Annotated in this window: 24 protein-coding genes; 17 read left to right on the top strand and 7 right to left on the bottom strand. The window is 42.0% G+C overall.

Features of this window, described 5'->3' with window-relative positions; genetic code table 11:
- Positions 1-13 precede the first annotated feature (13 nt).
- From HUW51_RS18195 to HUW51_RS18185, 3 genes are all read left to right on the top strand, one after another.
- A complete protein-coding gene (locus HUW51_RS18195) occupies positions 14-1123 on the top strand; it encodes a pyridoxal phosphate-dependent aminotransferase (protein WP_185271045.1) in 1110 nt (369 codons plus the stop codon).
- A gap of 87 nt (positions 1124-1210) precedes the next feature.
- Positions 1211-2557 carry an MATE family efflux transporter gene (locus tag HUW51_RS18190; RefSeq protein WP_185271043.1) on the top strand — a complete coding sequence of 449 codons (1347 nt, stop codon included), beginning with the start codon at positions 1211-1213 and terminating at the stop codon, positions 2555-2557.
- Positions 2558-2699: 142 nt separating this feature from the next.
- Complete coding sequence (locus tag HUW51_RS18185) at positions 2700-3296, top strand: DUF922 domain-containing protein (protein ID WP_185271042.1); 597 nt, start codon at positions 2700-2702, stop codon at positions 3294-3296.
- A 92-nt stretch (positions 3297-3388) separates the two neighbouring features.
- Here the strand turns inward: HUW51_RS18185 and HUW51_RS18180 are convergent, their stop codons facing one another.
- A complete protein-coding gene (locus tag HUW51_RS18180) occupies positions 3389-4948 on the bottom strand; it encodes an FAD-dependent oxidoreductase (RefSeq protein WP_185271041.1) in 1560 nt (519 codons plus the stop codon).
- A 134-nt stretch (positions 4949-5082) separates the two neighbouring features.
- Between HUW51_RS18180 and HUW51_RS18175 the strand changes: the two genes are divergently transcribed.
- Positions 5083-5418, top strand: a complete 336-nt coding sequence (locus HUW51_RS18175) for a tRNA-binding protein (RefSeq protein WP_185271040.1) — start codon at positions 5083-5085, stop codon at positions 5416-5418.
- A 208-nt stretch (positions 5419-5626) separates the two neighbouring features.
- Here HUW51_RS18175 and HUW51_RS18170 read toward each other — a convergent pair whose 3' ends face one another.
- Positions 5627-5980 carry a DUF4296 domain-containing protein gene (locus HUW51_RS18170; protein WP_185271039.1) on the bottom strand — a complete coding sequence of 118 codons (354 nt, stop codon included), beginning with the start codon at positions 5978-5980 and terminating at the stop codon, positions 5627-5629.
- A 60-nt stretch (positions 5981-6040) separates the two neighbouring features.
- On the opposite strand from HUW51_RS18170, the gene HUW51_RS18165 reads away from it, so the two are divergent.
- The 5 genes from HUW51_RS18165 (at position 6041) to HUW51_RS18145 (ending at position 10117) form a co-directional block, all read left to right on the top strand.
- A complete protein-coding gene (locus tag HUW51_RS18165; protein WP_185271038.1) occupies positions 6041-6919 on the top strand; it encodes a DUF58 domain-containing protein in 879 nt (292 codons plus the stop codon).
- Positions 6912-7832 (top strand): hypothetical protein, encoded by a 921-nt coding sequence (locus HUW51_RS18160; RefSeq protein ID WP_185271037.1) that lies wholly within the window; start codon positions 6912-6914, stop codon positions 7830-7832. Before HUW51_RS18165 ends, HUW51_RS18160 begins: the two co-directional genes overlap by 8 nt.
- Entirely contained in the window at positions 7813-8865 is a 1053-nt protein-coding gene (locus tag HUW51_RS18155; RefSeq protein WP_185271036.1) for a vWA domain-containing protein, read from the top strand. The genes HUW51_RS18160 and HUW51_RS18155 overlap by 20 nt, the downstream gene beginning before the upstream one ends.
- Before the next feature lie 176 nt (positions 8866-9041).
- Positions 9042-9719 carry a YggS family pyridoxal phosphate-dependent enzyme gene (locus HUW51_RS18150; RefSeq protein WP_185271035.1) on the top strand — a complete coding sequence of 226 codons (678 nt, stop codon included), beginning with the start codon at positions 9042-9044 and terminating at the stop codon, positions 9717-9719.
- 2 nt (positions 9720-9721) lie between these two features.
- Positions 9722-10117 (top strand): DUF423 domain-containing protein, encoded by a 396-nt coding sequence (locus tag HUW51_RS18145; protein ID WP_185271034.1) that lies wholly within the window; start codon positions 9722-9724, stop codon positions 10115-10117.
- 107 nt (positions 10118-10224) lie between these two features.
- On the opposite strand, the gene HUW51_RS18140 is transcribed toward HUW51_RS18145, so the two are convergent.
- A complete protein-coding gene (locus HUW51_RS18140; protein ID WP_185271033.1) occupies positions 10225-10680 on the bottom strand; it encodes a DUF1573 domain-containing protein in 456 nt (151 codons plus the stop codon).
- 80 nt (positions 10681-10760) lie between these two features.
- A complete protein-coding gene (locus tag HUW51_RS18135) occupies positions 10761-12167 on the bottom strand; it encodes an ATP-dependent DNA helicase (protein WP_185271032.1) in 1407 nt (468 codons plus the stop codon).
- A 281-nt stretch (positions 12168-12448) separates the two neighbouring features.
- On the opposite strand from HUW51_RS18135, the gene HUW51_RS18130 reads away from it, so the two are divergent.
- The 3 genes from HUW51_RS18130 to coaD all read left to right on the top strand — a co-directional run bounded on the left by HUW51_RS18130 (position 12449) and on the right by coaD (position 14431).
- Complete coding sequence (locus HUW51_RS18130) at positions 12449-12937, top strand: NUDIX domain-containing protein (protein ID WP_185271031.1); 489 nt, start codon at positions 12449-12451, stop codon at positions 12935-12937.
- A 74-nt stretch (positions 12938-13011) separates the two neighbouring features.
- Positions 13012-13899: a DUF3822 family protein gene (locus HUW51_RS18125; protein WP_185271030.1), complete on the top strand. Its 888-nt coding sequence runs from the start codon at positions 13012-13014 to the stop codon at positions 13897-13899.
- A 79-nt stretch (positions 13900-13978) separates the two neighbouring features.
- On the top strand, positions 13979-14431 hold the full coding sequence (gene coaD / locus HUW51_RS18120) for a pantetheine-phosphate adenylyltransferase (RefSeq protein ID WP_185271029.1): 453 nt from the start codon (positions 13979-13981) through the stop codon (positions 14429-14431).
- Here coaD and HUW51_RS18115 read toward each other — a convergent pair.
- Positions 14412-15092: an NUDIX hydrolase gene (locus HUW51_RS18115; protein ID WP_185271028.1), complete on the bottom strand. Its 681-nt coding sequence runs from the start codon at positions 15090-15092 to the stop codon at positions 14412-14414. The two genes, coaD and HUW51_RS18115, sit on opposite strands and share 20 nt — an antisense overlap.
- Positions 15093-15205: 113 nt before the next feature.
- Between HUW51_RS18115 and pyrE the strand changes: the two genes are divergently transcribed.
- Positions 15206-15853 carry an orotate phosphoribosyltransferase gene (gene pyrE, locus HUW51_RS18110; protein WP_185271027.1) on the top strand — a complete coding sequence of 216 codons (648 nt, stop codon included), beginning with the start codon at positions 15206-15208 and terminating at the stop codon, positions 15851-15853.
- 174 nt (positions 15854-16027) lie between these two features.
- A complete protein-coding gene (locus tag HUW51_RS18105; RefSeq protein WP_185271026.1) occupies positions 16028-16522 on the top strand; it encodes a metallophosphoesterase family protein in 495 nt (164 codons plus the stop codon).
- 115 nt (positions 16523-16637) lie between these two features.
- Here HUW51_RS18105 and HUW51_RS18100 read toward each other — a convergent pair whose 3' ends face one another.
- Positions 16638-16838 (bottom strand): hypothetical protein, encoded by a 201-nt coding sequence (locus HUW51_RS18100; protein ID WP_185271025.1) that lies wholly within the window; start codon positions 16836-16838, stop codon positions 16638-16640.
- Positions 16839-17005: 167 nt separating this feature from the next.
- On the opposite strand from HUW51_RS18100, the gene HUW51_RS18095 reads away from it, so the two are divergent.
- Positions 17006-18031, top strand: a complete 1026-nt coding sequence (locus tag HUW51_RS18095; RefSeq protein ID WP_185271024.1) for a threonine aldolase family protein — start codon at positions 17006-17008, stop codon at positions 18029-18031.
- A 16-nt stretch (positions 18032-18047) separates the two neighbouring features.
- On the top strand, positions 18048-18653 hold the full coding sequence (locus HUW51_RS18090; RefSeq protein ID WP_185271023.1) for a DNA-3-methyladenine glycosylase family protein: 606 nt from the start codon (positions 18048-18050) through the stop codon (positions 18651-18653).
- 162 nt (positions 18654-18815) lie between these two features.
- Here the strand turns inward: HUW51_RS18090 and HUW51_RS18085 are convergent, their stop codons facing one another.
- Entirely contained in the window at positions 18816-19733 is a 918-nt protein-coding gene (locus HUW51_RS18085) for a DUF58 domain-containing protein (RefSeq protein WP_185271022.1), read from the bottom strand.
- Between the two features lie 213 nt (positions 19734-19946).
- On the opposite strand from HUW51_RS18085, the gene HUW51_RS18080 reads away from it, so the two are divergent.
- Positions 19947-20273, top strand: coding sequence for a DUF3276 family protein (locus HUW51_RS18080; RefSeq protein WP_185271021.1), 327 nt, complete (start codon positions 19947-19949; stop codon positions 20271-20273).
- Positions 20274-20462: the final 189 nt, after the last annotated feature.

The following is a 20462-nucleotide window of genomic DNA, read 5'->3' as shown; positions in this document are numbered from 1 at the left end:
AATTAAAGCCAAGATGGATTATATCAATTTAGCCTCCGGAGCCGCTTATTTTCCTACTGCAGAGATAGTACAACAAGCGGCTATTGCCGCTATTCAACAAGGGCAAACAACCTACGGGCCTACTGAAGGTTTACCAGAACTAAGACAAGCCATCGGGGACCGGTACCGCGCATTGAACCAATCGGTAGTTGCACCGGAAAAAATTATTGTAACAGCCGGCGTAAAACAAGCCATTTTTAATCTTTTCCGGACCGTGCTGCAGCCCGGCGACGAAGTAATTGCGCCAGTGGCCAATTGGTTCGGCTTCCACGAATTAATAGAAGAAGTAAGGGCCAAACTAATAGTTTTACCTACCTCTCCAGCGGATAATTATACCATTAATCCAGAAGTTTTAGAGAAGTTAATAACCCCGAAAACCAAGGCATTTATTCTGTGCAACCCGGGTAACCCTACTGGACGGATTTATAACAAAGCCGATTTAGCCGCTATCCTACAGGTTTTGGAGGCGCACCCTAACGTGTTGGTTTTATCCGATGAAATTTACGATTTAGTAACTTTTAAAAATCAGGTACCCTCCTTAGTAGAGTTTCCGGATAATTATAACCGGTACGTGGTAGTTAATGGTTTTTCTAAATCGTTTGCTATGTCGGGTTGGCGGATTGGTTATCTGATTGTACCAGAGCAGTTTTACCAAGCTTGTTTTAAATTCCAGCAAAATACCATTGGTGGTTTAAGTCCGTTTACCCAAAAAGCAGCCGCGGTTGCTTTACAAAACTACCACGAGGTACTGGCTCCAATGCGAAAGGTGCTCACGCAGAACCGGGAAATAATGTGTTCGGGGCTACGGCAAATAGGAAATATTTCTTTTAACGAACCCGAAGGCACTTACTACGTTTTTGCCGATTTAAGCGCTTATTTAAACAAGAAGTGCCCGGAAACCGGCGAAACCATCGATACTAGCATCGAATTAAGTAAATTTTTAAAAAATAAGTTTGGCTTAGAGATTTTTGCCGGCGATTACTTTGGCGCTCCGGGTTTTGCCCGAATATCTTTTGCCGTAGAACCAAACCAATTGCAAGAAGCCCTTAAACGGCTCCAACAAGGTCTCCACAGCTTATCATAGACGCAACTGGTAGGTTAGTCTGCGCGGTTTAAGTTGTAAAGTATTTATCTTATTTTTGCCGGCTCGTTTTTAATTTTACTTTCAACCATGCTGGTAGCAAGCTTTAAATCGCACTTTAAGCAAAATTTTTTCTTAGCTTATCCGGTGGTGTTGAGCCAATTGGGGCACATCCTGGTTTCGGTTTGCGATAGCATTATGGTGGGCCGGACCGGCACTTTGCCTTTAGCCGCAGCGTCATTGGGCAATAGCATCTTTACTATTTTTATGGTGGTGGGCTTGGGTATTTCGCTGGGCATTACGCCGTTAATAGCTGCCGCAGATGGCCGCAAGAACCGGCGACGAATTTCCCTATTGCTCATTAACGGTGTTTTAATATGTACTGTGGTAGGGGTATTGTTGTTTTTGATGGGTTATAGTTTCTCACCGTTCCTGTATTATCTTAATCAACCGGAACAAGTGGTTCGTTTAACTATTCCTTACCTGAACATCTTATTTATTTCGCTCATTCCTTTAATGATTTTTCAGGGTTTCCGGCAGTTTGCCGAAGGCCTGATGCTTACCCGGCAGTCGATGTACATTTCGGTGCTGGCCAATGTGGTCAATTTTATTCTCAACTATTTGCTGGTTTTTGGTAATCTGGGCTTTCCTAAGTTGGGTTTAAACGGAGCCGCCATTGCTACGCTTATTTCCCGGATTTTAATGCCGATTATAATGGGCATTTACGTTTGGCAAGCGCCCCGCTTTGCCGAATACCGCGCCCGGGCCCAGGCCAAAATAATCTCCTACAAACACATCCGGCGCATTATTCAACTGGGCTTTCCGATTGCTGTACAAATGATTTTTGAAATGAGCGCTTTTAGCTTTTCGGCTATTATGATTGGCTGGCTGGGCGCGCGGGAATTGGCCGCCCACCAAATTGCCATAAATATAGCCGCCGTTACCTACATGATGGCAAATGGCATTGCCACGGCTACAACCATCCGGGTAAGCAACGAACTGGGTCGGGGCCGGTACCAACAAATGCGCGAGGCGGGGTTTAGCAGCATGATTATGACCCTCTTATTTATGCTGGCAATGGCCGCCCTAATGGTTTTGGGCAAACATTGGATACCCAGTTGGTACGTAACGGATGTAGACGTAATTCAAATGGCGGGTGGACTCTTAATTATTGCAGCCTTATTCCAATTATCAGATGGTTTGCAGGTAGTTGGGTTAGGGGCTTTACGGGGCCTGGAGGATGTTAAAGTACCCGGCGCTATCTCGCTTTTAGCGTATTGGGTACTGGGTTTACCTACCGGTTACTTGTTTTGTTTTAAACTGGGTTACGGGGTAAACGGCATTTGGCTGGGCTTATTAACCGGGCTAACCATTGCGGCTTTGTTGTTATTTTTTCGGTTTAAAAAATTATCCGCCATTGTCGCACGAAGATTATAGTTTTTGAGTTATAATGTAGATAGTAGCTACTGCTGACAAAGTAAGATTTAAATTACGATAAAACCTTTAAACCAGGTAAATAGCAGTTGTTTTATCTTGTTATGATTTAAAAATTTTAAAGTTTCCGGAATAATTCCCCTATATGTTTAATCATATTATTCTTGTTTTATTGCTTTTGTTTTCGGGAGAAAATACCGCTTCTTTTGTATCAGCAACCACATTTACCGATAAACCAATAACAGAAGATTCGAAGCAAATTACCTGGAGCAGCAACCGCAAGTTAACCTGGGACGATTTTCAAAAAGAAGCAGATGTGAATGATCCCTTGCACGCTATGGCTTCTACTAATATTGCCGTGAAAGCTACTTGCCAAAATAACGTGATGGTTTTTGATGTTAAATGCCAGTTTGCCCCAAACGAATCTTGGACTAAAAACAAAGTATCGGAAGATTTGCTGCAGCACGAGCAATTACACTTTGATATTACCGAACTCTACGCCCGGCAATTACGGCAGAAATTAAGTCAGCAAAAAAGCTTGTGTAGCGGTGACAAAAATAAATTTAAAGCCGTAGTAAATAAAGTTTTTGCAGATTGGCAAAAAGCGCAAACCCGCTACGATAACGAGTCGAAGCATGGCATAGATGATGCGAAACAAGCTGCCTGGACCCAGTCTATAGCTGAACAATTAAATAGTCTATCAGCCTTTCAATTAGAAGAAGATAATTCCGCCGGATTGTAAGCTACTATAATTTAGCTTCTACATTCATTAAAATTTTAAAAATTAAAAACCGCAGGACCTAAATACTGCGGTTTTTTAATTTTTAAATTTTGCTATTTAGCATTTCCTAAATCCGATAAGGCCGGACCGGTTACTACCTTGCCGTATGGATCAAAACGGGATCCGTGGCAAGGGCAATCCCAACTTTTCTCTACGTTGTTCCAATTTACAATGCAGCCCAAGTGCGGGCAAACGGCCGAGTGTTCGTGTTTTACTCCATCTAAGTCGCAGTAAACAGCTACTTTAGTTACTCCTTTCCGAATAACGCTGCCGGTACCCGGTAAGACCTGCTCGGCACTTTCTACTTCTCCGGGAGTTACCCAATCGGTATATTGAGCCGCTACGTTCACATTTTCTTTAATAAACTCTAAAGCCGATGGCCCAGATAAAGTTACCCGACCGGGATTATACAATTTTTCCCAGGCATTTGGCCTACCTACAATTAAATCGGTTATCAAAATACCAGCTATGGTACCGTGCGTCATGCCGTGGCCGGAATCACCGGTAGCAATATATACATTATCATCGCCGGGATTTTTACCAATGTAAGCCAGATAATCTACCGGCTCCAGCACCTGCCCCGACCAACTGTAAACCACCTCGCCCGCCATCGGAAATTTTTCGCGGGTCCATTGCTCTAAACATTGCAACCGTTCCCGTTCGTCAGTTTCCTGGCCGGTTTTATGATCCTCCCCTCCTACAATCAACACATTGAATTTATCCTGACCGGCTTGAATAGCATCGGGATGTTGGTCCTTTACTAACCGAATGTAATGGTAAGGTTCGGAGTTATCCCAATAAAGCGCATTCGGAATAGCATCTTCGAGTATTTTAACCCCGACCACGTAGGTGCGGTAAGGTGCTTGCTTGGTATGCATTTTAACGGTATCGTTAATCGGCGAATTAGTAGCCACTACTACCTGGTTGCCCGTAATGGTATGCCCAGATTCTGTTTTAACCCGAACCACACCACCTGTATTATCAAAAGACTGCACGTGGGTTTCTGTGAAAATCAAACAACCTTCTTTTTCCAGAATGGCCCGGCTTAAACCGGCCAAATATTTCATGGGATGAAAATGCGCCTGGTCCGGAAAACACAATACGGGGCCTTCGGATAAACTGGGCACCGGGCATTTTTTTAATTTGGTTACCCCGGTAAAACCTAACTTCCAGCAAGCGTCTAATTCTTTGTCCAGAGAATCTTCTGAGTCGCTGGGTTGTACGAACAGGTAACCATTTACGCGTTCAAAGTCGCAGTCGATATTTTCTTTTTTTAAAATTTCCTCAATCCGCCGGATGGCTTCGGTGTGGCTCTCGGCTGCCAAACGCGCATTTTTTTCGCCGTGCAGTTGTATTAATTTTTCGTACCGATCGTCGAGAGCGTTAGATAAATGGGCCGTGGTACGGGAAGTTTCGCCGCCGCCAATGGTTTTAGACTCTACCACAATTACTGTTTTACCTTCCTGCGCCAGCAAATAGGCAGTGGTTAAGCCCGAAATGCCTGCTCCCACTACGCACACATCGCACTGTAAGTCGGATTGCAAAGCCGTGGTAAAAGGCAAATCTACCCCGTGTTTCCAAACAGATTGTGTAAAGCCAGAATCAATTCTCATAGTTTTATATTTTTGCGCTAGTTTTTAATTAAAGAACCAGAAGCTATACTCATTATAATAGTTAAAAAACTGGTTTGATTTGATTACGACCATAAATAGGTTTAGTTACTAACCTGCGCCAATTATAAAGTACTATGGAAACGATAAACTGGAATGATTTTGAAAAAGTAGCCTTACGGGTAGGTACCATTATAGAGGTAAACGATTTTCCGGAAGCCCGCAAACCGGCCTACAAAATAATAGTAGACTTTGGTCCGTTAGGAATTAAGAAATCGAGCGCGCAGGTAACGGTTAATTACACAAAAGAAGCGTTAATAGGCAAGCAGGTAATTGCGGTGGTTAATTTTCCGCCGAAGCAAATCGGGAAATATTTATCGGAAGTGTTAATAACCGGTTTTGAAGATGCTAATGGCCACATTGTTTTGGCCCAACCCCAAAGCCCCGTACCCAATGGTGCAAAATTGATGTAGGATGTAATAGTTGGAAAGTTAAAAGGTTAGAAAGTTGGAAGGTTGTAAAGTTTGGATAGTTGAATGGTTGGGAAATAAAAAATTTAAAAATTTCGATTTTACCTGAATTTACCGTAAGGTCTTTACTTACATGATTTTGAAACTCATGTTTTAACCTTTCAACTTTTAAACTTTTCAACCTTTCAACCAAATAAACCTTCCAACTCCACTACTTCGGGGGTTGGGCTTTGAGCAGGGTTTCTCGTACGGTGAGGCTATCGATTACCTTTTCGTAGATTTTGTCGAGCAGGTTTAAATTGCGTAGGTAATACTGGTAGCTGGTATTAAAGTCTGTTTCTTTTACCTGGTATTTTTTAAAAATTTGCTGTTGCAGTTTGCGGTAAACCGCTTCCCCGGAATCTAACGGCAAGCCAGCATTTTCAACCTGTGCCTCTGCCAGATGTACATCCATCATAATGCGGGTCATTTTTTCTTCCGGAATTAAATTAGCCGGTTGAGGCTCGCTGGCCGGCGAACAAGAAAGCAGTAAGAAAAGCGGGGAAATTAAAAATAGGGATTTCACGAACTAAAATTAATTAAATAAATTCTAATTTTAAATTTTAAAGCTAACGGGTAAGCCACTATGAAAGATTTGGTAAGAAAGCTGCAAAAGTACGAAATTCGGATACGCAAGGCGATTAATACCCAAATGCAAGGCAACTTCCACTCGGTTTTTAAAGGTACCGGGCTGGAGTTCGACGATGTGCGCTCCTACCAATACGGCGATGATGTACGGGCTATTGATTGGAACGTTACCGCCAAAGGCCACGGTACTTTTGTTAAAACCTACAAAGAAGAAAAAGAACAATCGGTTTTTTTAATTCTGGACGTAAGCGCTTCGCAGGCCATTGGCGCGGCCGGCCAGCAAAAAATAGATATTGGCAAAGAAATTTGCGGCATTCTGGCTTTAGTGGCCGCTAAGCAAAGCAGCCAGATTGGCATCGTTTGCGTTTCGGACCAAAAAGAAAAATACATTAAACCCGGTTTAGGTATTGAGCATGCTTTTACCATTATAAAATCCGTTTTTGAATTAAAAGCAAAATCGCTGCGTACGAACCTGGCCGCCGGTATTAAGCTGGCATTAAGCATTATTAAACGCCGCAGCATTATTGTTTTAATTTCGGATTTTATTGATCAGAATTACGAGCGCGAATTAACCATGCTGGCAAAAAAGCACGATTTAGTGGTTATTCAGTTAGTGGATAAGCGCGAAATAGATTTTCCGGCATTAGGCATTATTCCCTTGTTGGACAAAGAAACCGGTAAAACCATTTGGGTTAATACGTCATCTACTTCTTTTCAGCACAGTTATTTAACTACTTACGCCGATAATCAAGAAAAAATTGCTAAAATTTGCCGGAAATACCAAGCCAATTATCTCACCATCGATACTTCGGATGATTACGTGCCGCAATTGGTAAACCTGTTTCGGTTAAGAAATTTAATGCGGAAAAGTGTTTAAAAAAATTCAGTTATTCTTCTTTTTTCTTTTAACATCTATTCTGCCGGTTAATTCTGCCGTGGATTTGCCTGTTGGCAATTTTCTTCAGGATTCGGTAAAAATAGGGCAGCCGGTAAGATACATGCTGTGTTACAAGCATGTGCCCAACCAAGAAATTATCTTACCCGATTCCACTTTTTCGTACGCACCATTTGAGTTTGTTTCTAAAACCTATTACCCTACCCGCACCCGCGGAAACATTAGTACCGACAGCGTTATCTACACCTTACGCACTTTTGATTTAGGTAAAGTACAGCGACTGCAAATACCCGTATTAATCCTGCAGAACGGTACCACGCAACCACTTAAACCAGCTCCCGATAGTATTTTTTTACAGGAATTAGTTACCCTACTTCCATCCGACTCTTTAATGCTAAAAGCTAATACGCAGTTAATTCCGGTAAATCCCCACTTTAATTATCCATATGCTTTTGTGGCGCTCGGGGTAATTTTGTTATTAGCTTTAGGAGTTTGGGGAATCTTTGGCCGACGAATTATCATTAATTTTAATTTGTATAAACTCAAAAACGATCATAATGCCTTTGTAAGCCGGTACAATACCCACATCGAACGGTTTAACCGTGTTCAATCCTTAGAAAATATCGAGAAAGCCATTACCCTCTGGAAAAATTACCTGACCCGTTTAGAAGGCAGCGCCATTAATTCGTTTACTACCAAAGAAATTGCCCAATTTTACGGCGAAGACGAAGACGTTACCACTGCCTTAAAGTTATTTGATAAAGCTATATATGGCAATATGCTGTCGGATGAATCGTCGGAAACCATTGTGGCTTTTTACTTACTGCACCATTTTGCCGACCGTAGGTACGAATTTATAAAAAACCAAACGCGTTATGTTGCCGTTGCCCGATAATGCTTTTGAATGGTTTAATGTGGATTGGTTTAGTTATGCCACTTTAAAATCTTTTGAGTGGATCAATCCGTTGTACTTGTACTTGTTACCGGTAGTGCCTTTTTGTTTTTTACTGCGTTGGCTCCTCGCCCTGCGGTTCCGTAAGAAATTAGATATTGCTTTTTTCGAGGGCAAAGCCCGGTGGCATTGGACTTCTATTTTGCGGTACATCCCCGACGTAGTATTTACCGCCTTTGCTTTACTGGTGATGGTTGCTTTAGCCCGGCCCCAGCGCACCAACGAAATTATAGAACAAACCTCCGAAGGCATTGATATTATGCTGGTACTAGATACTTCGGGTTCGATGGAGCTGAAAGATTTTAAACCCAATCGGTTAGAGGCTGCTAAAGGAGTTGCGCTGCGTTTTATTCAAGGCCGTTTTCAGGACCGGATTGGCTTGGTGGTATTTGCCGGCGATGCGTATTCTTTAGCCCCACTTACTACCGATTATGATTTGCTGCGCGAAACCATTACAGGCATCCATTTTAAAATGATTCCCAACGACGGCACCGCCATCGGCAGCGCCTTAGGAGTAGCCATAAACCGCATGCGCGAATCTACGGCTAAGTCTAAAGTATGCATCTTAATCAGCGATGGGGAAAACACAGGGGGCAACATTGAACCTACCGTTGCTGCTCAATTAGCCCAGGCTTACAACATCCGGATTTATACCATTGGCGTAGGCGAAGATGGCCAGGTACCCTACGGTACTAACGAGAAAGGCGAAGTTACCTACGTAAACACCCGCCTCGATGAAACCAACCTCCGCGAAATTGCCCAGGTAGCCAATGGCCAGTTCTTCCGGGCTACCACCGTAAATACTTTACAGCAAATATTCAGTAAAATTAACTTACTCGAAAAATCAGAAATCAAAGAACTGCGCTTCCGGAATACCAAAGACTATTACGATATCTATCTGAAATGGGCCGTGGCCTTTCTCTTGTTATGGCTTTTTTTAAAAAATACCTTTTTAACCAACGCCTTGGAGGATTGATTCTAGTTGCAAAGTTGAAAAGTTTTAAAGTTGGAAGGTTGAAAAGTTAAAATTTTAAAAATTTTAGGTATTGATCTTTTAACATTTCGTTTATAGGCGAAGAATATTACTCGTTTCTAGTTCCGGCTTTTTCTTTACAACTTGTAACTTGCAACCTGTAACCTGCAACTAAATTCATGAACATAGAAGAAAATATCCGGAAGTTTCAGCAAAGACTAGCTGGTACTCATTGTAAACTGGTAGCAGTTTCTAAAACCCAGCCCACCGATGCTTTACAGCAGGCCTATGATGCCGGGCAGCGAATTTTCGGCGAAAACAAAGCCCAGGAGATGGCCCAAAAAGCCGCTGTTCTGCCTCAGGACATAGAATGGCACATGTTGGGGCATTTGCAAACTAACAAGGTAAAATCCATTGCTCCTTTTGTGCACACCATTCAATCCGTAGATAGCTTACGCCTACTTGAAGAAATAAACAAACAAGCCGAAAAAAATAATCGGACTATTAACGGCCTACTGCAAATTTACATTGCCCAGGAAGAAACCAAGTTTGGGCTTTCGATTATTGAAGCCCGGGAATTGCTGGAATCGCCCACGTTCCCAACGTTACACAATGTTAAAATTACCGGAGTAATGGGCATTGCCACCAACACCGATTCCGAAGGCCAGCTCCAACGGGAATTTAAATTTTTAAAAAATACATTTACCAGCTTTAAAGAAACTTACTTCTCTAACAGCCCGGAGTTTAAAGAAATTTCGATGGGTATGAGTTCGGACTTTGAACTGGCAATTGCCGAAGGAAGCACCATGATTCGGGTTGGTTCTTCTATCTTTGGGGCCAGAAATTACTTGGTATAATTATGAATCAAAAACAAAGTTTAATAACAGCGGCCATACTGGGCGCTCTAACGGTTACGATTGGTGCATTTGGCGCGCACGCCTTACGTCCGGCTTTAGAAGCCGCCGGCCGACTTGACACCTTTGAAACCGCGGTAAAATACCAGATGTACCATACCTTGGCGCTTTTTTTAACCGGCTTGCTGCAGTTTCATTGGTTCCATCCGCTTTTTAACCGGGCAAGTTTAGCTTTTTTACTAGGCACCATCGTGTTTTCCGGATCGTTGTATACGTTGAGTTTGAGCGGCGTAACTAAATTTGGGGCAGTTGCCCCACTTGGCGGGGCCTTGTTAATAGCTGGTTGGTTATTTCTAGCCCTGGGGATAACGAAGAACCCAGCTAAAAACAAAAAAATTTAAAAATAAAAAAAAGGTCCTGGTTTTAAACCCAGGACCTTTACATGTATTATCAATAATACTAATAGAATCAGCTATAAAACTCGGCTGAAATCAATTCATTAATTTAATTAGTTCTTTTTTGCATCAGCGGGTTTAGCCGAAGCTTCGGTAGGAACAATTACGTTGGTTATAATGGCCACTTGCGCATCGCCGGCAGCTGCGTTAGATTTAACGGTAATGATTTTGTTTTGCATACCTGATTTGTAAGCCGAATTAAATTTAGCTTTTACGTAACCTGATTTACCCGGAGCAACAGGCTCTTTGGTATAGTCGGTAGCGGTACAGCCGCAGGTTACGCCTACGTCTGAGATTAAGAGTGGTTGATTACCGGTATTTTTAAAATTAAAGGTATATTCTACCACATCGCCTTGTTTGATGTTGCCAAAGTCGTGTTTAGTTTCAGCAAAAGTAATGGCCGGACCGTTGGTAACTACTTTGCTGGCAGAAGCCGAAGGAGCAGTTTGGGCATTAGCCACAGAAACGCCTAAGGTTAAGCTTAATGCCAAATAAACTAATTTTTTCATGTTTGAATGAATTGATTGAGTAAGTTGAATATAAAACAAAAATATACATTTATAGTTTCAAACCTAATAAATTTATACGCTTAATCGCCAAATAGTTGCTGATTAAAATTTACCAGGTATAACTCAGTAGCAGCTCGTGTTACGGCCGTGTACAACCATCTTGCAAAATCAGTGCCGGTAATCTCTTCTTTTAAATACCCATGATCTACAAAAACGGCATCCCACTGCCCACCCTGGGCTTTATGGCAGGTAAGAGCATAGGCAAATTTCACCTGCAATGCATTTAAGTACGGATTCTTTTTTAATTGCTGGCTGCGTTCGCGTTTGGTACCTAAATCTGAATAATCTTTGAGTACTTCCTGGTACAACTGTTTACTTTTATCTTGCGGTAAAGCGGGTGCTTCGGTGTATAAGGTATCCAGCATAATTTTTACTTCCAGCTCTTCTTCCGTGGGGTAATCCACAAACCGAATCCGGACATCGGCAAAACGGAAACCGTACATGTCTTCGTAGCGAATAATTTTAGTTACTTCTACAAAGTCGCCGTTGGCCATAAAACCAATTTGCGAATCTTTATCCAGCCAATAGTAATTGTTGCGCACAATCATTAAATAATCGCTTACGCCTATTTCGTCTTCCGAAAAAAATATTTGCCGCCGGATGTGCTGGTTATACAAATTGGCATTTTTGTTAGAACGGCAGATTACCGTAGTATTTTCAACGCCAAATTTATCGTACGCGTACCGCAAGCCGTCTTCCAGCTTTTCGCCGCTCATGCGGTACAGATCTTTGTACGGGCGAGTGCGCATTTTTAATTGCGGCTCGGGTTGGCGCAATTGTTCGCGTAAACTGGTGGCATTCATTAAAATACCCGATTGCTGGGCCTGCCGCATTACCTGGCGCAATTCTATCTCGTATACCTCGCACCGGAAATTAGATTTAAGATAAGCTGCATCTAACGAAGGGCTAAGCGCCTGGTTTACGGGCGGTAACTGGGCGGTATCGCCAATTAACAACAATTTATTGTTATTTCCTTCAAACACATAACCCAACAAATCCTGCAGTAAGCCGCTATCGCCAAAAGCTTTTTCGTCCGAAATCATGGAAGCCTCATCCACGATAAATACGGTGTTGTTTAACTTATTAGGTTGCCGGGTAAAGGACAGCCCTTCGGAATAAGGATTATTTTTCTGGCGATATATCTTTTTATGAATGGTAGAAGCCTGCTTTTTGGAGTACGACGACATTACCTTAGCCGCCCGGCCCGTGGGGGCGAGTAACACGTATTTATAACCAAAAGTATTTAAAATTTTTACCAGCGAGGTTAAAACCGTAGTTTTACCGGTACCCGCAAATCCTTTAAGTAAAAATACTTCTTTACTGTTCGTGCGGCTTAAAATAAAAGATTCTAATTTTTTAAATAGTTGCGCTTGATCAGTGGTTGGTTCGAACGGAAAGTTTTTAAGTAAAGCTTCTTCCGGACGCATTATTTTTTAAAATTTAAATTTAAGTATAAGGGTTTAACCGCAGCCAACAAAATCAGGTTGCTGCTAAGTTTAAACATCCCCATTTTCCCGAAAAGTTTCGTGTAATGGAGAAGCACCACCCCATCTGCTTTTAATTTTAAGTTATTCAAACTTATATGTTTTATCATTTTGTAAAATTAAGCCAAGCTACCGGGAAGTGCTAATTTTTTAAATTCTAGTTAATTTCCGCCGTTTAAAATAACCGGTACAAAATTAAAAATTTAAAAAATATAAATTTAAAAATGGAAACGGACATAGCAGCGCCATCTTACTCAGGTAAATTGCGGGTGCGGGTATGCGGTATTTGCCAGCAAGACAACCAACTTTTGCTGGTGCGGCATAAGCCCTTCGGGCAAAATAAAGAAGGTTTGTGGTCGCCTCCGGGGGGGGGCGTAAATTACGGTGAATCTTTACAGTTAGGTTTAATCCGGGAGATTGCAGAAGAAACTAATTTAAAGGTAGAAGTAGAGAAATTCTTATTTGTGCATGAGTTTATTGGCTTGCCGCTCCACGCCCTGGAAATATTTTTTAAAGTAAACGTAATTGGGGGAACATTAATCACCGGCTACGACCCGGAGTTTACCCCGGACAATCAATTAATTACCAAAGTTGTTTTTAAAAGCTTAACCGACATCCGGCAAATACCCCAAAACCAGTTACACCACTGCCTGCACCACCTTCAAAACCTGGAAGATTTGTATAACAAAGAGTTTTTCAGCAGCATTTTGTAATCTAAACCACCATTAGGAACTTAAGCAACCTGCGCCTTATCTTTGTTTAACCACTAATTAAGCGTTTTCTTATTTTGGCTACCGAAACTAAAAACCACCGGCTATTTACCCAACTCATTGACGAATCTTTCTCGGTGGTAAATGCCGACGTGTACAACCTCTACATTACTTTAAGCAAGTACACCATCCGGTTTGGCGTAGAAGATAATATCCGGCATAAATTTTTATTGCTGGAAGATTATACCCTTACCAAAACTTTTAACCCCTTGCAATTAGTAAGGCAATTGCGGGAAATTATTTTGGAGCACGCTTTTTTAAGTACTGTAAAGTGGCACCAGGTACGGGTAGGAATAAAAAATCAAAAATTTACTTTTTTGCCCGGCACCTTGTACCAGGCTGAAGCAGCGGAGGAATACCTGAAGTTACACTCCGAAATCGACGAATTTCACGACCGGGTTTATTCTTACCAACATCCCAGTCTAGACATGGTAACTATTTTTGCTACCGACCAATATTTGCCCACGTTCCTGCAAGCCACTTTTCCGCCGGATATTATTCAGATTCGGCACCAGGTTAGCGCTTTTATAGAAACTTTGCTGCACATTACTGAACGTAGCGCCCAAAAAAGATTATACGCCTATGTAGAGCAAGATTATCTCACGTTGATTATCATCAAGAACAATCAACTGGAATTTGGCAACGTATTTTATTATGCTACCCCGGAAGACTTTATTTATTTTTTAATTTTTGTGATGCAGGAACACGAATTAAATCCGGATCAAGACCCGGTAACCATTTGGGGCGATGTATTACACGATTCGGACCTGTTTGATATGATGCGCAAATACGTTCGGAACCTGCAAATGGGCAAAAAACCTTCGGGGCTTTCCTACAGTTACAAATTTGAAGAACAATTTGACCATCGCTACCTGGAAGTTTTCAGCCTGCATTATGGCGAATAATCTGCTCCTTAAATTCTGCGAAACCTTGTTACCTTGTTTTGCGAAACAACTAGCCGCTTAAAAATTAAAAATTTGAAGCATGAAACGCATTGCTATTTTTCCCGGATCATTTGATCCGTTTACCAACGGGCATTTAGATGTAGTACAGCGGGGCGCCAATTTATTCGACGAGCTGATTATTGCCATCGGGAACAACAGTACCAAGCAGCGGTACATGCCCGTCGACAAAATGACTGCCATTATTGCGGAATTGTTCCGGGAGGATTCCCGGATTAAGGTGCAAGCTTATAAAGGTTTAACAGCCAATTTTGCGCAGGAAGTAGGAGCACGTTTTTTACTTCGCGGATTACGTAACACCACCGATTTTGAGTACGAAAACACCATTGCCCAAGCCAACCGGCACGTAAACCCCGGTTTAGAAACCGTATTTTTAATTACTTCACCTCATTTAGCGGCTATTAGTTCGTCTATTATCCGGGAAATACACAGCTACGGGGGTAACGTAGATGCCTTTATACCATTCCGGATTTAGCGGCGCGTAAATAATAATGCACCACAAAAGCAATAGAAGCATAAGCTTCGGGTAACACGGCTTCTACTTCTTCCGGTGTCATGAATCGCACTTCCTCAATAAATTCTTCGGCCTGGGGTTTCATCATCGAATCGTCGAGGCAGTTCATTAAAAACCAACTGGTTTTTTTTAAAATTTTATTGCCTTTATACGCGTAAGAATGCCAGGTTTTCGGCAATTTATCAATGGTTTCTACCTTTATGTTGCATTCTTCTTCTACTTCCCGCATAGCCCCTTCCCGGTCATCTTCGGTCTTTTTTAACTTACCCTTAGGTAAATCCCACATGCCCAGCCGATGAATCATTAAAATTTTGCCTTCTTTTACCACTAAACCGCCGGCAGCTTTAACAATTTTAAACTGATCTTTTAAATGCCGGATTAAGCGGTTCTTTTTATCGGTGATTAAGGTAAGCGAATTTAGTTTTTTTAATTTTTTAACTTCCATCAAGCGTACCATCCGGTCAATGGTGGCATCGCTTACGTTCCGGATTAATACATCGCCCACCAAATCTTTTGAATTAAAAGAAGCGCCTTCTTCCAGAATCAAGTCATAATGGTGTTTAAATACCTTCTCACTGGTTCTTTTGATAATCAGGGGGATATCGTTAATAAAAACGTTCATCGAGAAAGTTTTAGCTGGGAGTGGATATTGGTTTTACAAATCAATAAATAATAATCCGGAAACAAAAACAAGCGCCCGTAAAAATACTGAAAAAATATTGCGTAATTTCGCTCATGCAAAAGTCTGAAACTGCCCTAAAAGTAGCTTCGTTCCTGCTCGAAACCGAAGCTGTTAAACTTCGTCCGGATAGCCCGTTTACCTGGAGCTCTGGCTGGAACTCGCCTATTTACTGCGATAATCGGGTTACGCTTTCGTATCCTTTAATCCGTACTTTTATAAAAAAACGCTTAGCCGAACTGGTTACCGAATACTTCCCCAACGTGGAAGTAATTGCCGGGGTTGCAACGGCCGGTATTGCCCAGGGTGCCCTGGTAGCCGATGTGCTGGAGCTGCCTTATATTTATGTGAGGCCAGAACCCAAAAGCCACGGCATGGGCAACCAAATTGAAGGCAAGTTTAAAGAAGGCCAAAAAGTAGTAATGATTGAAGATCTAATATCTACGGGTGGCAGTTCTTTAAAAGCGGCTAAAGCCGTGCAGGAAGCCGGCGGCGAAGTAATTGGCATGGCCGCCATATTTACCTATGGCTTTGAACAAGCCACCAAAAATTTTGAACAAGCCCAAATTCCTTACTACACCTTAAGCAACTATCAAAATTTGCTCGGCATTGCTTTAGAACAAGGATACATTTCGGCCAGTGCGCTGCAAACCCTCTCGGATTGGCGCAAAACTCCTGAAACCTGGGGGAAGTTAAATGGTTAAATAGTTGGAAGGTTTTAAAGTTGAAAGGTTGAAAAGTTAACAAGAGAATACGTAGCGATTTCTCTCGTTTAGGTCTGACTTGTTCTGAGTAAGAATAAAAAAGTAAAAATTAAAAAATTTAAAATTTCTAACTTTTAAACCTTTCAACTTTAAAACCTTCCAACCCTCAACTTCATGAAAATCGGTTTGCTTTCGGATACGCACAGCTATTTAGATGACCACATTATCCGGCATCTAAGTACTTGCGATGAAATCTGGCATGCCGGTGATTTTGGTAGCTTAGCTGTGTCGGAAACGTTGGCAGCGGTAAAACCTTTGCGGGGCGTTTACGGAAATATCGATGACTCTTCGATTCGGGCCGTGCATCCTAAAAATTTGCGTTTTACCTGCGCTGGTTTAGATGTTTTGATGACGCATATTGGCGGTTATCCGGGCAGATACAGTCCGGATGTTCGGGCAGAGATTCAGGCCAAGCCACCGCAACTGTTTATTTGCGGTCACTCCCACATTTTAAAAGTAATGCCGGATAAAATCCATCATTTGCTCCACATTAACCCCGGAGCAGCCGGCAAACACGGCTTTCATAAAGTGCGCACCCTGGTAACTTTTGAAATTAGCGCCGGAAAAATAAGCGATTTAAAAGTTATAGAATTAGGCAAACGCGCTTAAAAACAAAAAAGTGTACCTGTTTAGCCAGATACACTTCTTCTAATTTCTTCAAGTATAATATAACCTTAAGCCGACGGCAGTTAACTTTTTAGCGTTAAAGTTAACGCAAGGTTATTTATTCAGCAGCGGTTTCCGGAGCGGCAGTAGCTGCTGGCGCAGGAGTTGCTGCTGCATTGTTAGTGAACGATGCTTTTAAAGCTTCTACATCCACGTTCTTAATTACCGGGGTAGTTAATAATTGTTTAATTACCCGCTGTCTGTTGTTCGCTCTTGCTTTATTCTTACGATCTTTTCTTTTAAGTCTGGTAACTGCCATCTTTCTAATTTTAAAATTGAAACGCAAAAGTAAGTTATTATTTTTACAATCTCAAAAATTTCTAAAAAGGAGCTGCTAAAAGAACTTGTAAACCTACTCTATTTTTAAAAATTCGGCTCTTAAAATAACTTTTTACCTAATTAAGCTAGAACTCCGCACCTTTATTTATGATAGTAACTGATTTACGTAGCGATACCGTTACCCGACCCACTCCCAAAATGCTGCAGGCCATGTTTGCCGCCCCGGTAGGTGATGATGTTTTTGGGGAAGACCCAACTGTGAATGCCTTGGAAGAAAAAGCGGCGGCCCTGTTTGGGTTAGAGGCTGGCCTCTTCTGCCCTTCAGGCACCATGACCAACCAGATTGCCATTAAAGCCCATACCGAACCTTTATCGGAAGTTATTTGCGATTATACTTCGCACATTTACCAGTACGAAGGTGGCGGCATTGCTGCCAACTCGGGAGCCTCGGTTTATTTGCTGCACGGCGAACGCGGAAAAATTACGCCGGATTTAATCCGGACGGGCATTCGGCCCAATAACATTCATTACCCTTTATCTAAGTTGGTAGCTTTAGAAAACACCTCGAACAAAGGCGGTGGTTCTTATTATACTTTACCCGAAATAATGGCTATCTCGGAAGTTTGCCGGCAAAACCATTTAGTTTTGCATTTAGATGGCGCCCGGGTTTTTAACGCCTTGGTAGCCGCTCAGGAATCGCCGCTCCCCTACGGCGAATACTTCGACAGCATTTCGGTTTGTTTATCTAAAGGTTTAGGCACGCCGGTTGGTTCGGTTTTATTGGGCAGCAAATCGTTTATTCACAAATCCCGGCGCATTCGCAAAGTATTTGGGGGCGGCATGCGCCAGGCCGGCTATTTAGCCGCTGCCGGCATCTACGCGCTCGATAACCACATAAACCGCTTAGCCGAAGATCACGCCAAAGCCCGGATTTTAGCTGATGTTTTACAGGAATGTTCTTTTGTACAAACCCTGCAGCCCGTAGATACCAATATTGTTATTTTCCGGTTAGTAGATGGGGTAAGCGAAGAACAATTTTTGCGGGAGTTAGCTGCTCAGCATATCCTGGCTTTGGATTTTGGCCCGCAAACCATTCGCTTGGTTACGCACCTGGATTTTACTTCGGCTATGCTGGACCATACGGTACAGGTACTGAAAAACTTAAAATTTTAAAATTCGGGCAGGTAATATGAACCAAAATCAGGAATGGCGGAATGTCTTAAACCAAGATCCGGTGCTGGTACAAATAATGGCAGTATGTCCGGAGATTATTCCAGCACCGCGTACCGATATTTATTTAAGTTTAATCAGCTCGATTATTAGCCAACAGTTATCAACCAAAGTAGCCGCGGTAATTAAAAATCGTTTTCTTAATTTGTTTCCCAACCAATACCCTGATCCGGAAATTTTAAAAATCACGCCCGACGAAACTTTGCGGGGCGTAGGATTATCGTACCAGAAATTAAACTACATCCGCAACGTAGCCGCTTTTAAAGATACCGGCCAACTGGAACATGAATATATTAATAGCTTAGATGATGAAGCCCTCATCGCGCACTTAACCCAGATTAAAGGAGTAGGCCGCTGGACTGTGGAGATGATTTTGATGTTTGCCCTAGACCGGCCAGACGTTTTGCCGGTATTAGATTTAGGCATTCAAAATGCCATAAAAAAAGCCTACAACCTGGATTTAACCGGAAAAGTCCTTCAAGCCAAAATCCGCGAAATTGCCGAAAACTGGCGCCCCTACCGCACCATCGCCTGCAAATACCTCTGGAAATCGCTGGACATCTGAGTTGCAGGTTGGAAAGTTGCAGGTTATAAGTTGCAGGTTGAAAGGTTATAAATTTAAATTTTTACTTTTTTATTTTATTGGAAAATTGTTGCGGATTCTATCAATAATTAATTAACCTCGTAATTTCCAACTTTCCAACCTGCAACTTGTAATCTGCAACCTTTATCTCACTTTCGCTCTTTTAATCAGGTACGATTGTAGCACTTTATCGAAGGGTTCGGAAATATCTACCGGAATAAAATCTATTTTATACTGACCGCACTTTAACGCTAGTTCTTGTTTAAACTGATTAATAGCTGCCTGGTACTGGGCTTTCACCTGCGAAGGTTGTAGTTTTACTTCTTCCCCGGTTTCTACATCCACAAAAATGTACGGGCGTTCGGCAAAATCAAATTGTTCTTCGGTGCGTTTATCCATTACATGAAACAACAAAACTTCGTGGTTTTGGTGTTTTAAGTGCTGCAAAGCCGCAAACACCGAGGTTGTATCGTTATCCCTACCCAACATATCGCTAAAGATGATTACCAACGAACGTTTCGGAATTTGCTGGGCAATCTGGTGAATAACCGTAGCCGTTTCGGTGGTTTTGGTTGTGGTAGGCTGACTCAAAACCTGTTGCAGGTTCAGGAGCAACGTGTGTAAATGCGTACTCGTGGATTTAACCGGCGTTTGTAATAAAATTTTGTCGGAGAAAGTAACTAAACCTACTGCATCGCGCTGTTTTTGCAACATTACGGCCAGAGCGGCAGCACTTAGGGCGCTAAAAGCTACTTTCCCGTAAGTTTCCACGGGGTAATACATCGATGGCGATACATCCAGCAGCAAATGGCAGCGCAGGTTTGTTTCTTCTTCGTAGCGTTTTACAAATAATTTATCGGTGCGGGCAAAAACTTTCCAATCTATGTGGCGGGTACTTTCGCCACTATTGTATAACCGATGTTCCGAAAACTCCACCGAAAACCCGTGGTAAGGCGATTGATGTAAGCCCGTAATAAAACCAGCTACTAACTGCTTGGCTAAAAACTCCAGATTCTCAAACCGCCGGATGGCAGCCAGGTCAATGGTAGGCGTATTCTTCATCAATAAGTTTCGTTAAGCATTTTTTAACCGGAGCACGGTAGTTTTTTTAAAAATCCGGCTGATTTACAACGAAATCTGGCCCGGATAATTACTTGTGTACGGACAACCGCCGGTATATTTACAAAAACAATCTAAAATTAACTTTGAAAATTTTTATAAATCATAACAATATATTACTTTAGCCTTATATCCAACAACAGAAAATAGAGAAAAGTGGAAGAGAACAACGAAAAAGCTGAAATTTATTCGCAACGAATAAGAGCAGGGAAAAGGACGTATTTCTTTGATGTGAAATCTACTCGTTCCAACGATTTTTATCTCACCATCACGGAAAGTAAACGTAAATTTAAGGACGACACGTATTCGTACGAAAAACACAAGATTTTTCTTTACAAAGAAGATTTTGCCAAGTTTGTGGAGGCCTTACAAAGTACTATCGACCACGTAAAAACAGAACTCCTCACCGAGGACATCCTGGCGGAACTGGAAAAGCAGGCAACCGAACCTGCCACACTCGACGACGAGTTGAAGTGGGAATAGGATTACTTTAAGTCAGGCCGTATTTTCATCTTCGATGAGGCTCATGCTTTGCGTGGGCTTTTTTATTTTAACCCCACTCCTTTTACCCTGTTTTTTAAATTTTTTATTTTTTACCTGGCAAAAAAAATCGGCTGCTGCTAACCGCCTGCCAGTTTTTTTTGCGAGCCTTACTATTAATATTACCGGCAA

The organism is Adhaeribacter swui, from assembly GCF_014217805.1.
GTDB classification, from domain to species: domain Bacteria; phylum Bacteroidota; class Bacteroidia; order Cytophagales; family Hymenobacteraceae; genus Adhaeribacter; species Adhaeribacter swui.
Note: the sequence above shows the minus strand (reverse complement) of the source record. Positions and strands in the feature narration are given on the sequence as shown.

Excerpts from the sequence above, each read along its gene's own strand:
- HUW51_RS18195 (WP_185271045.1), top strand. The coding sequence starts at position 14 with ATGGATTATATCAATTTAGCCTCCGGAGCCGCTTATTTTCCTACTGCA.
- HUW51_RS18190 (WP_185271043.1), top strand. The coding sequence starts at position 1,211 with ATGCTGGTAGCAAGCTTTAAATCGCACTTTAAGCAAAATTTTTTCTTA.
- HUW51_RS18185 (WP_185271042.1), top strand. The coding sequence starts at position 2,700 with ATGTTTAATCATATTATTCTTGTTTTATTGCTTTTGTTTTCGGGAGAA.
- HUW51_RS18180 (WP_185271041.1), bottom strand. The coding sequence starts at position 4,948 with ATGAGAATTGATTCTGGCTTTACACAATCTGTTTGGAAACACGGGGTA.
- HUW51_RS18175 (WP_185271040.1), top strand. The coding sequence starts at position 5,083 with ATGGAAACGATAAACTGGAATGATTTTGAAAAAGTAGCCTTACGGGTA.
- HUW51_RS18165 (WP_185271038.1), top strand. The coding sequence starts at position 6,041 with ATGAAAGATTTGGTAAGAAAGCTGCAAAAGTACGAAATTCGGATACGC.
- HUW51_RS18155 (WP_185271036.1), top strand. The coding sequence starts at position 7,813 with ATGTTGCCGTTGCCCGATAATGCTTTTGAATGGTTTAATGTGGATTGG.
- HUW51_RS18150 (WP_185271035.1), top strand. The coding sequence starts at position 9,042 with ATGAACATAGAAGAAAATATCCGGAAGTTTCAGCAAAGACTAGCTGGT.
- HUW51_RS18145 (WP_185271034.1), top strand. The coding sequence starts at position 9,722 with ATGAATCAAAAACAAAGTTTAATAACAGCGGCCATACTGGGCGCTCTA.
- HUW51_RS18140 (WP_185271033.1), bottom strand. The coding sequence starts at position 10,680 with ATGAAAAAATTAGTTTATTTGGCATTAAGCTTAACCTTAGGCGTTTCT.
- HUW51_RS18135 (WP_185271032.1), bottom strand. The coding sequence starts at position 12,167 with ATGCGTCCGGAAGAAGCTTTACTTAAAAACTTTCCGTTCGAACCAACC.
- HUW51_RS18130 (WP_185271031.1), top strand. The coding sequence starts at position 12,449 with ATGGAAACGGACATAGCAGCGCCATCTTACTCAGGTAAATTGCGGGTG.
- coaD (WP_185271029.1), top strand. The coding sequence starts at position 13,979 with ATGAAACGCATTGCTATTTTTCCCGGATCATTTGATCCGTTTACCAAC.
- HUW51_RS18115 (WP_185271028.1), bottom strand. The coding sequence starts at position 15,092 with ATGAACGTTTTTATTAACGATATCCCCCTGATTATCAAAAGAACCAGT.
- pyrE (WP_185271027.1), top strand. The coding sequence starts at position 15,206 with ATGCAAAAGTCTGAAACTGCCCTAAAAGTAGCTTCGTTCCTGCTCGAA.
- HUW51_RS18105 (WP_185271026.1), top strand. The coding sequence starts at position 16,028 with ATGAAAATCGGTTTGCTTTCGGATACGCACAGCTATTTAGATGACCAC.
- HUW51_RS18100 (WP_185271025.1), bottom strand. The coding sequence starts at position 16,838 with ATGGCAGTTACCAGACTTAAAAGAAAAGATCGTAAGAATAAAGCAAGA.
- HUW51_RS18095 (WP_185271024.1), top strand. The coding sequence starts at position 17,006 with ATGATAGTAACTGATTTACGTAGCGATACCGTTACCCGACCCACTCCC.
- HUW51_RS18090 (WP_185271023.1), top strand. The coding sequence starts at position 18,048 with ATGAACCAAAATCAGGAATGGCGGAATGTCTTAAACCAAGATCCGGTG.
- HUW51_RS18085 (WP_185271022.1), bottom strand. The coding sequence starts at position 19,733 with ATGAAGAATACGCCTACCATTGACCTGGCTGCCATCCGGCGGTTTGAG.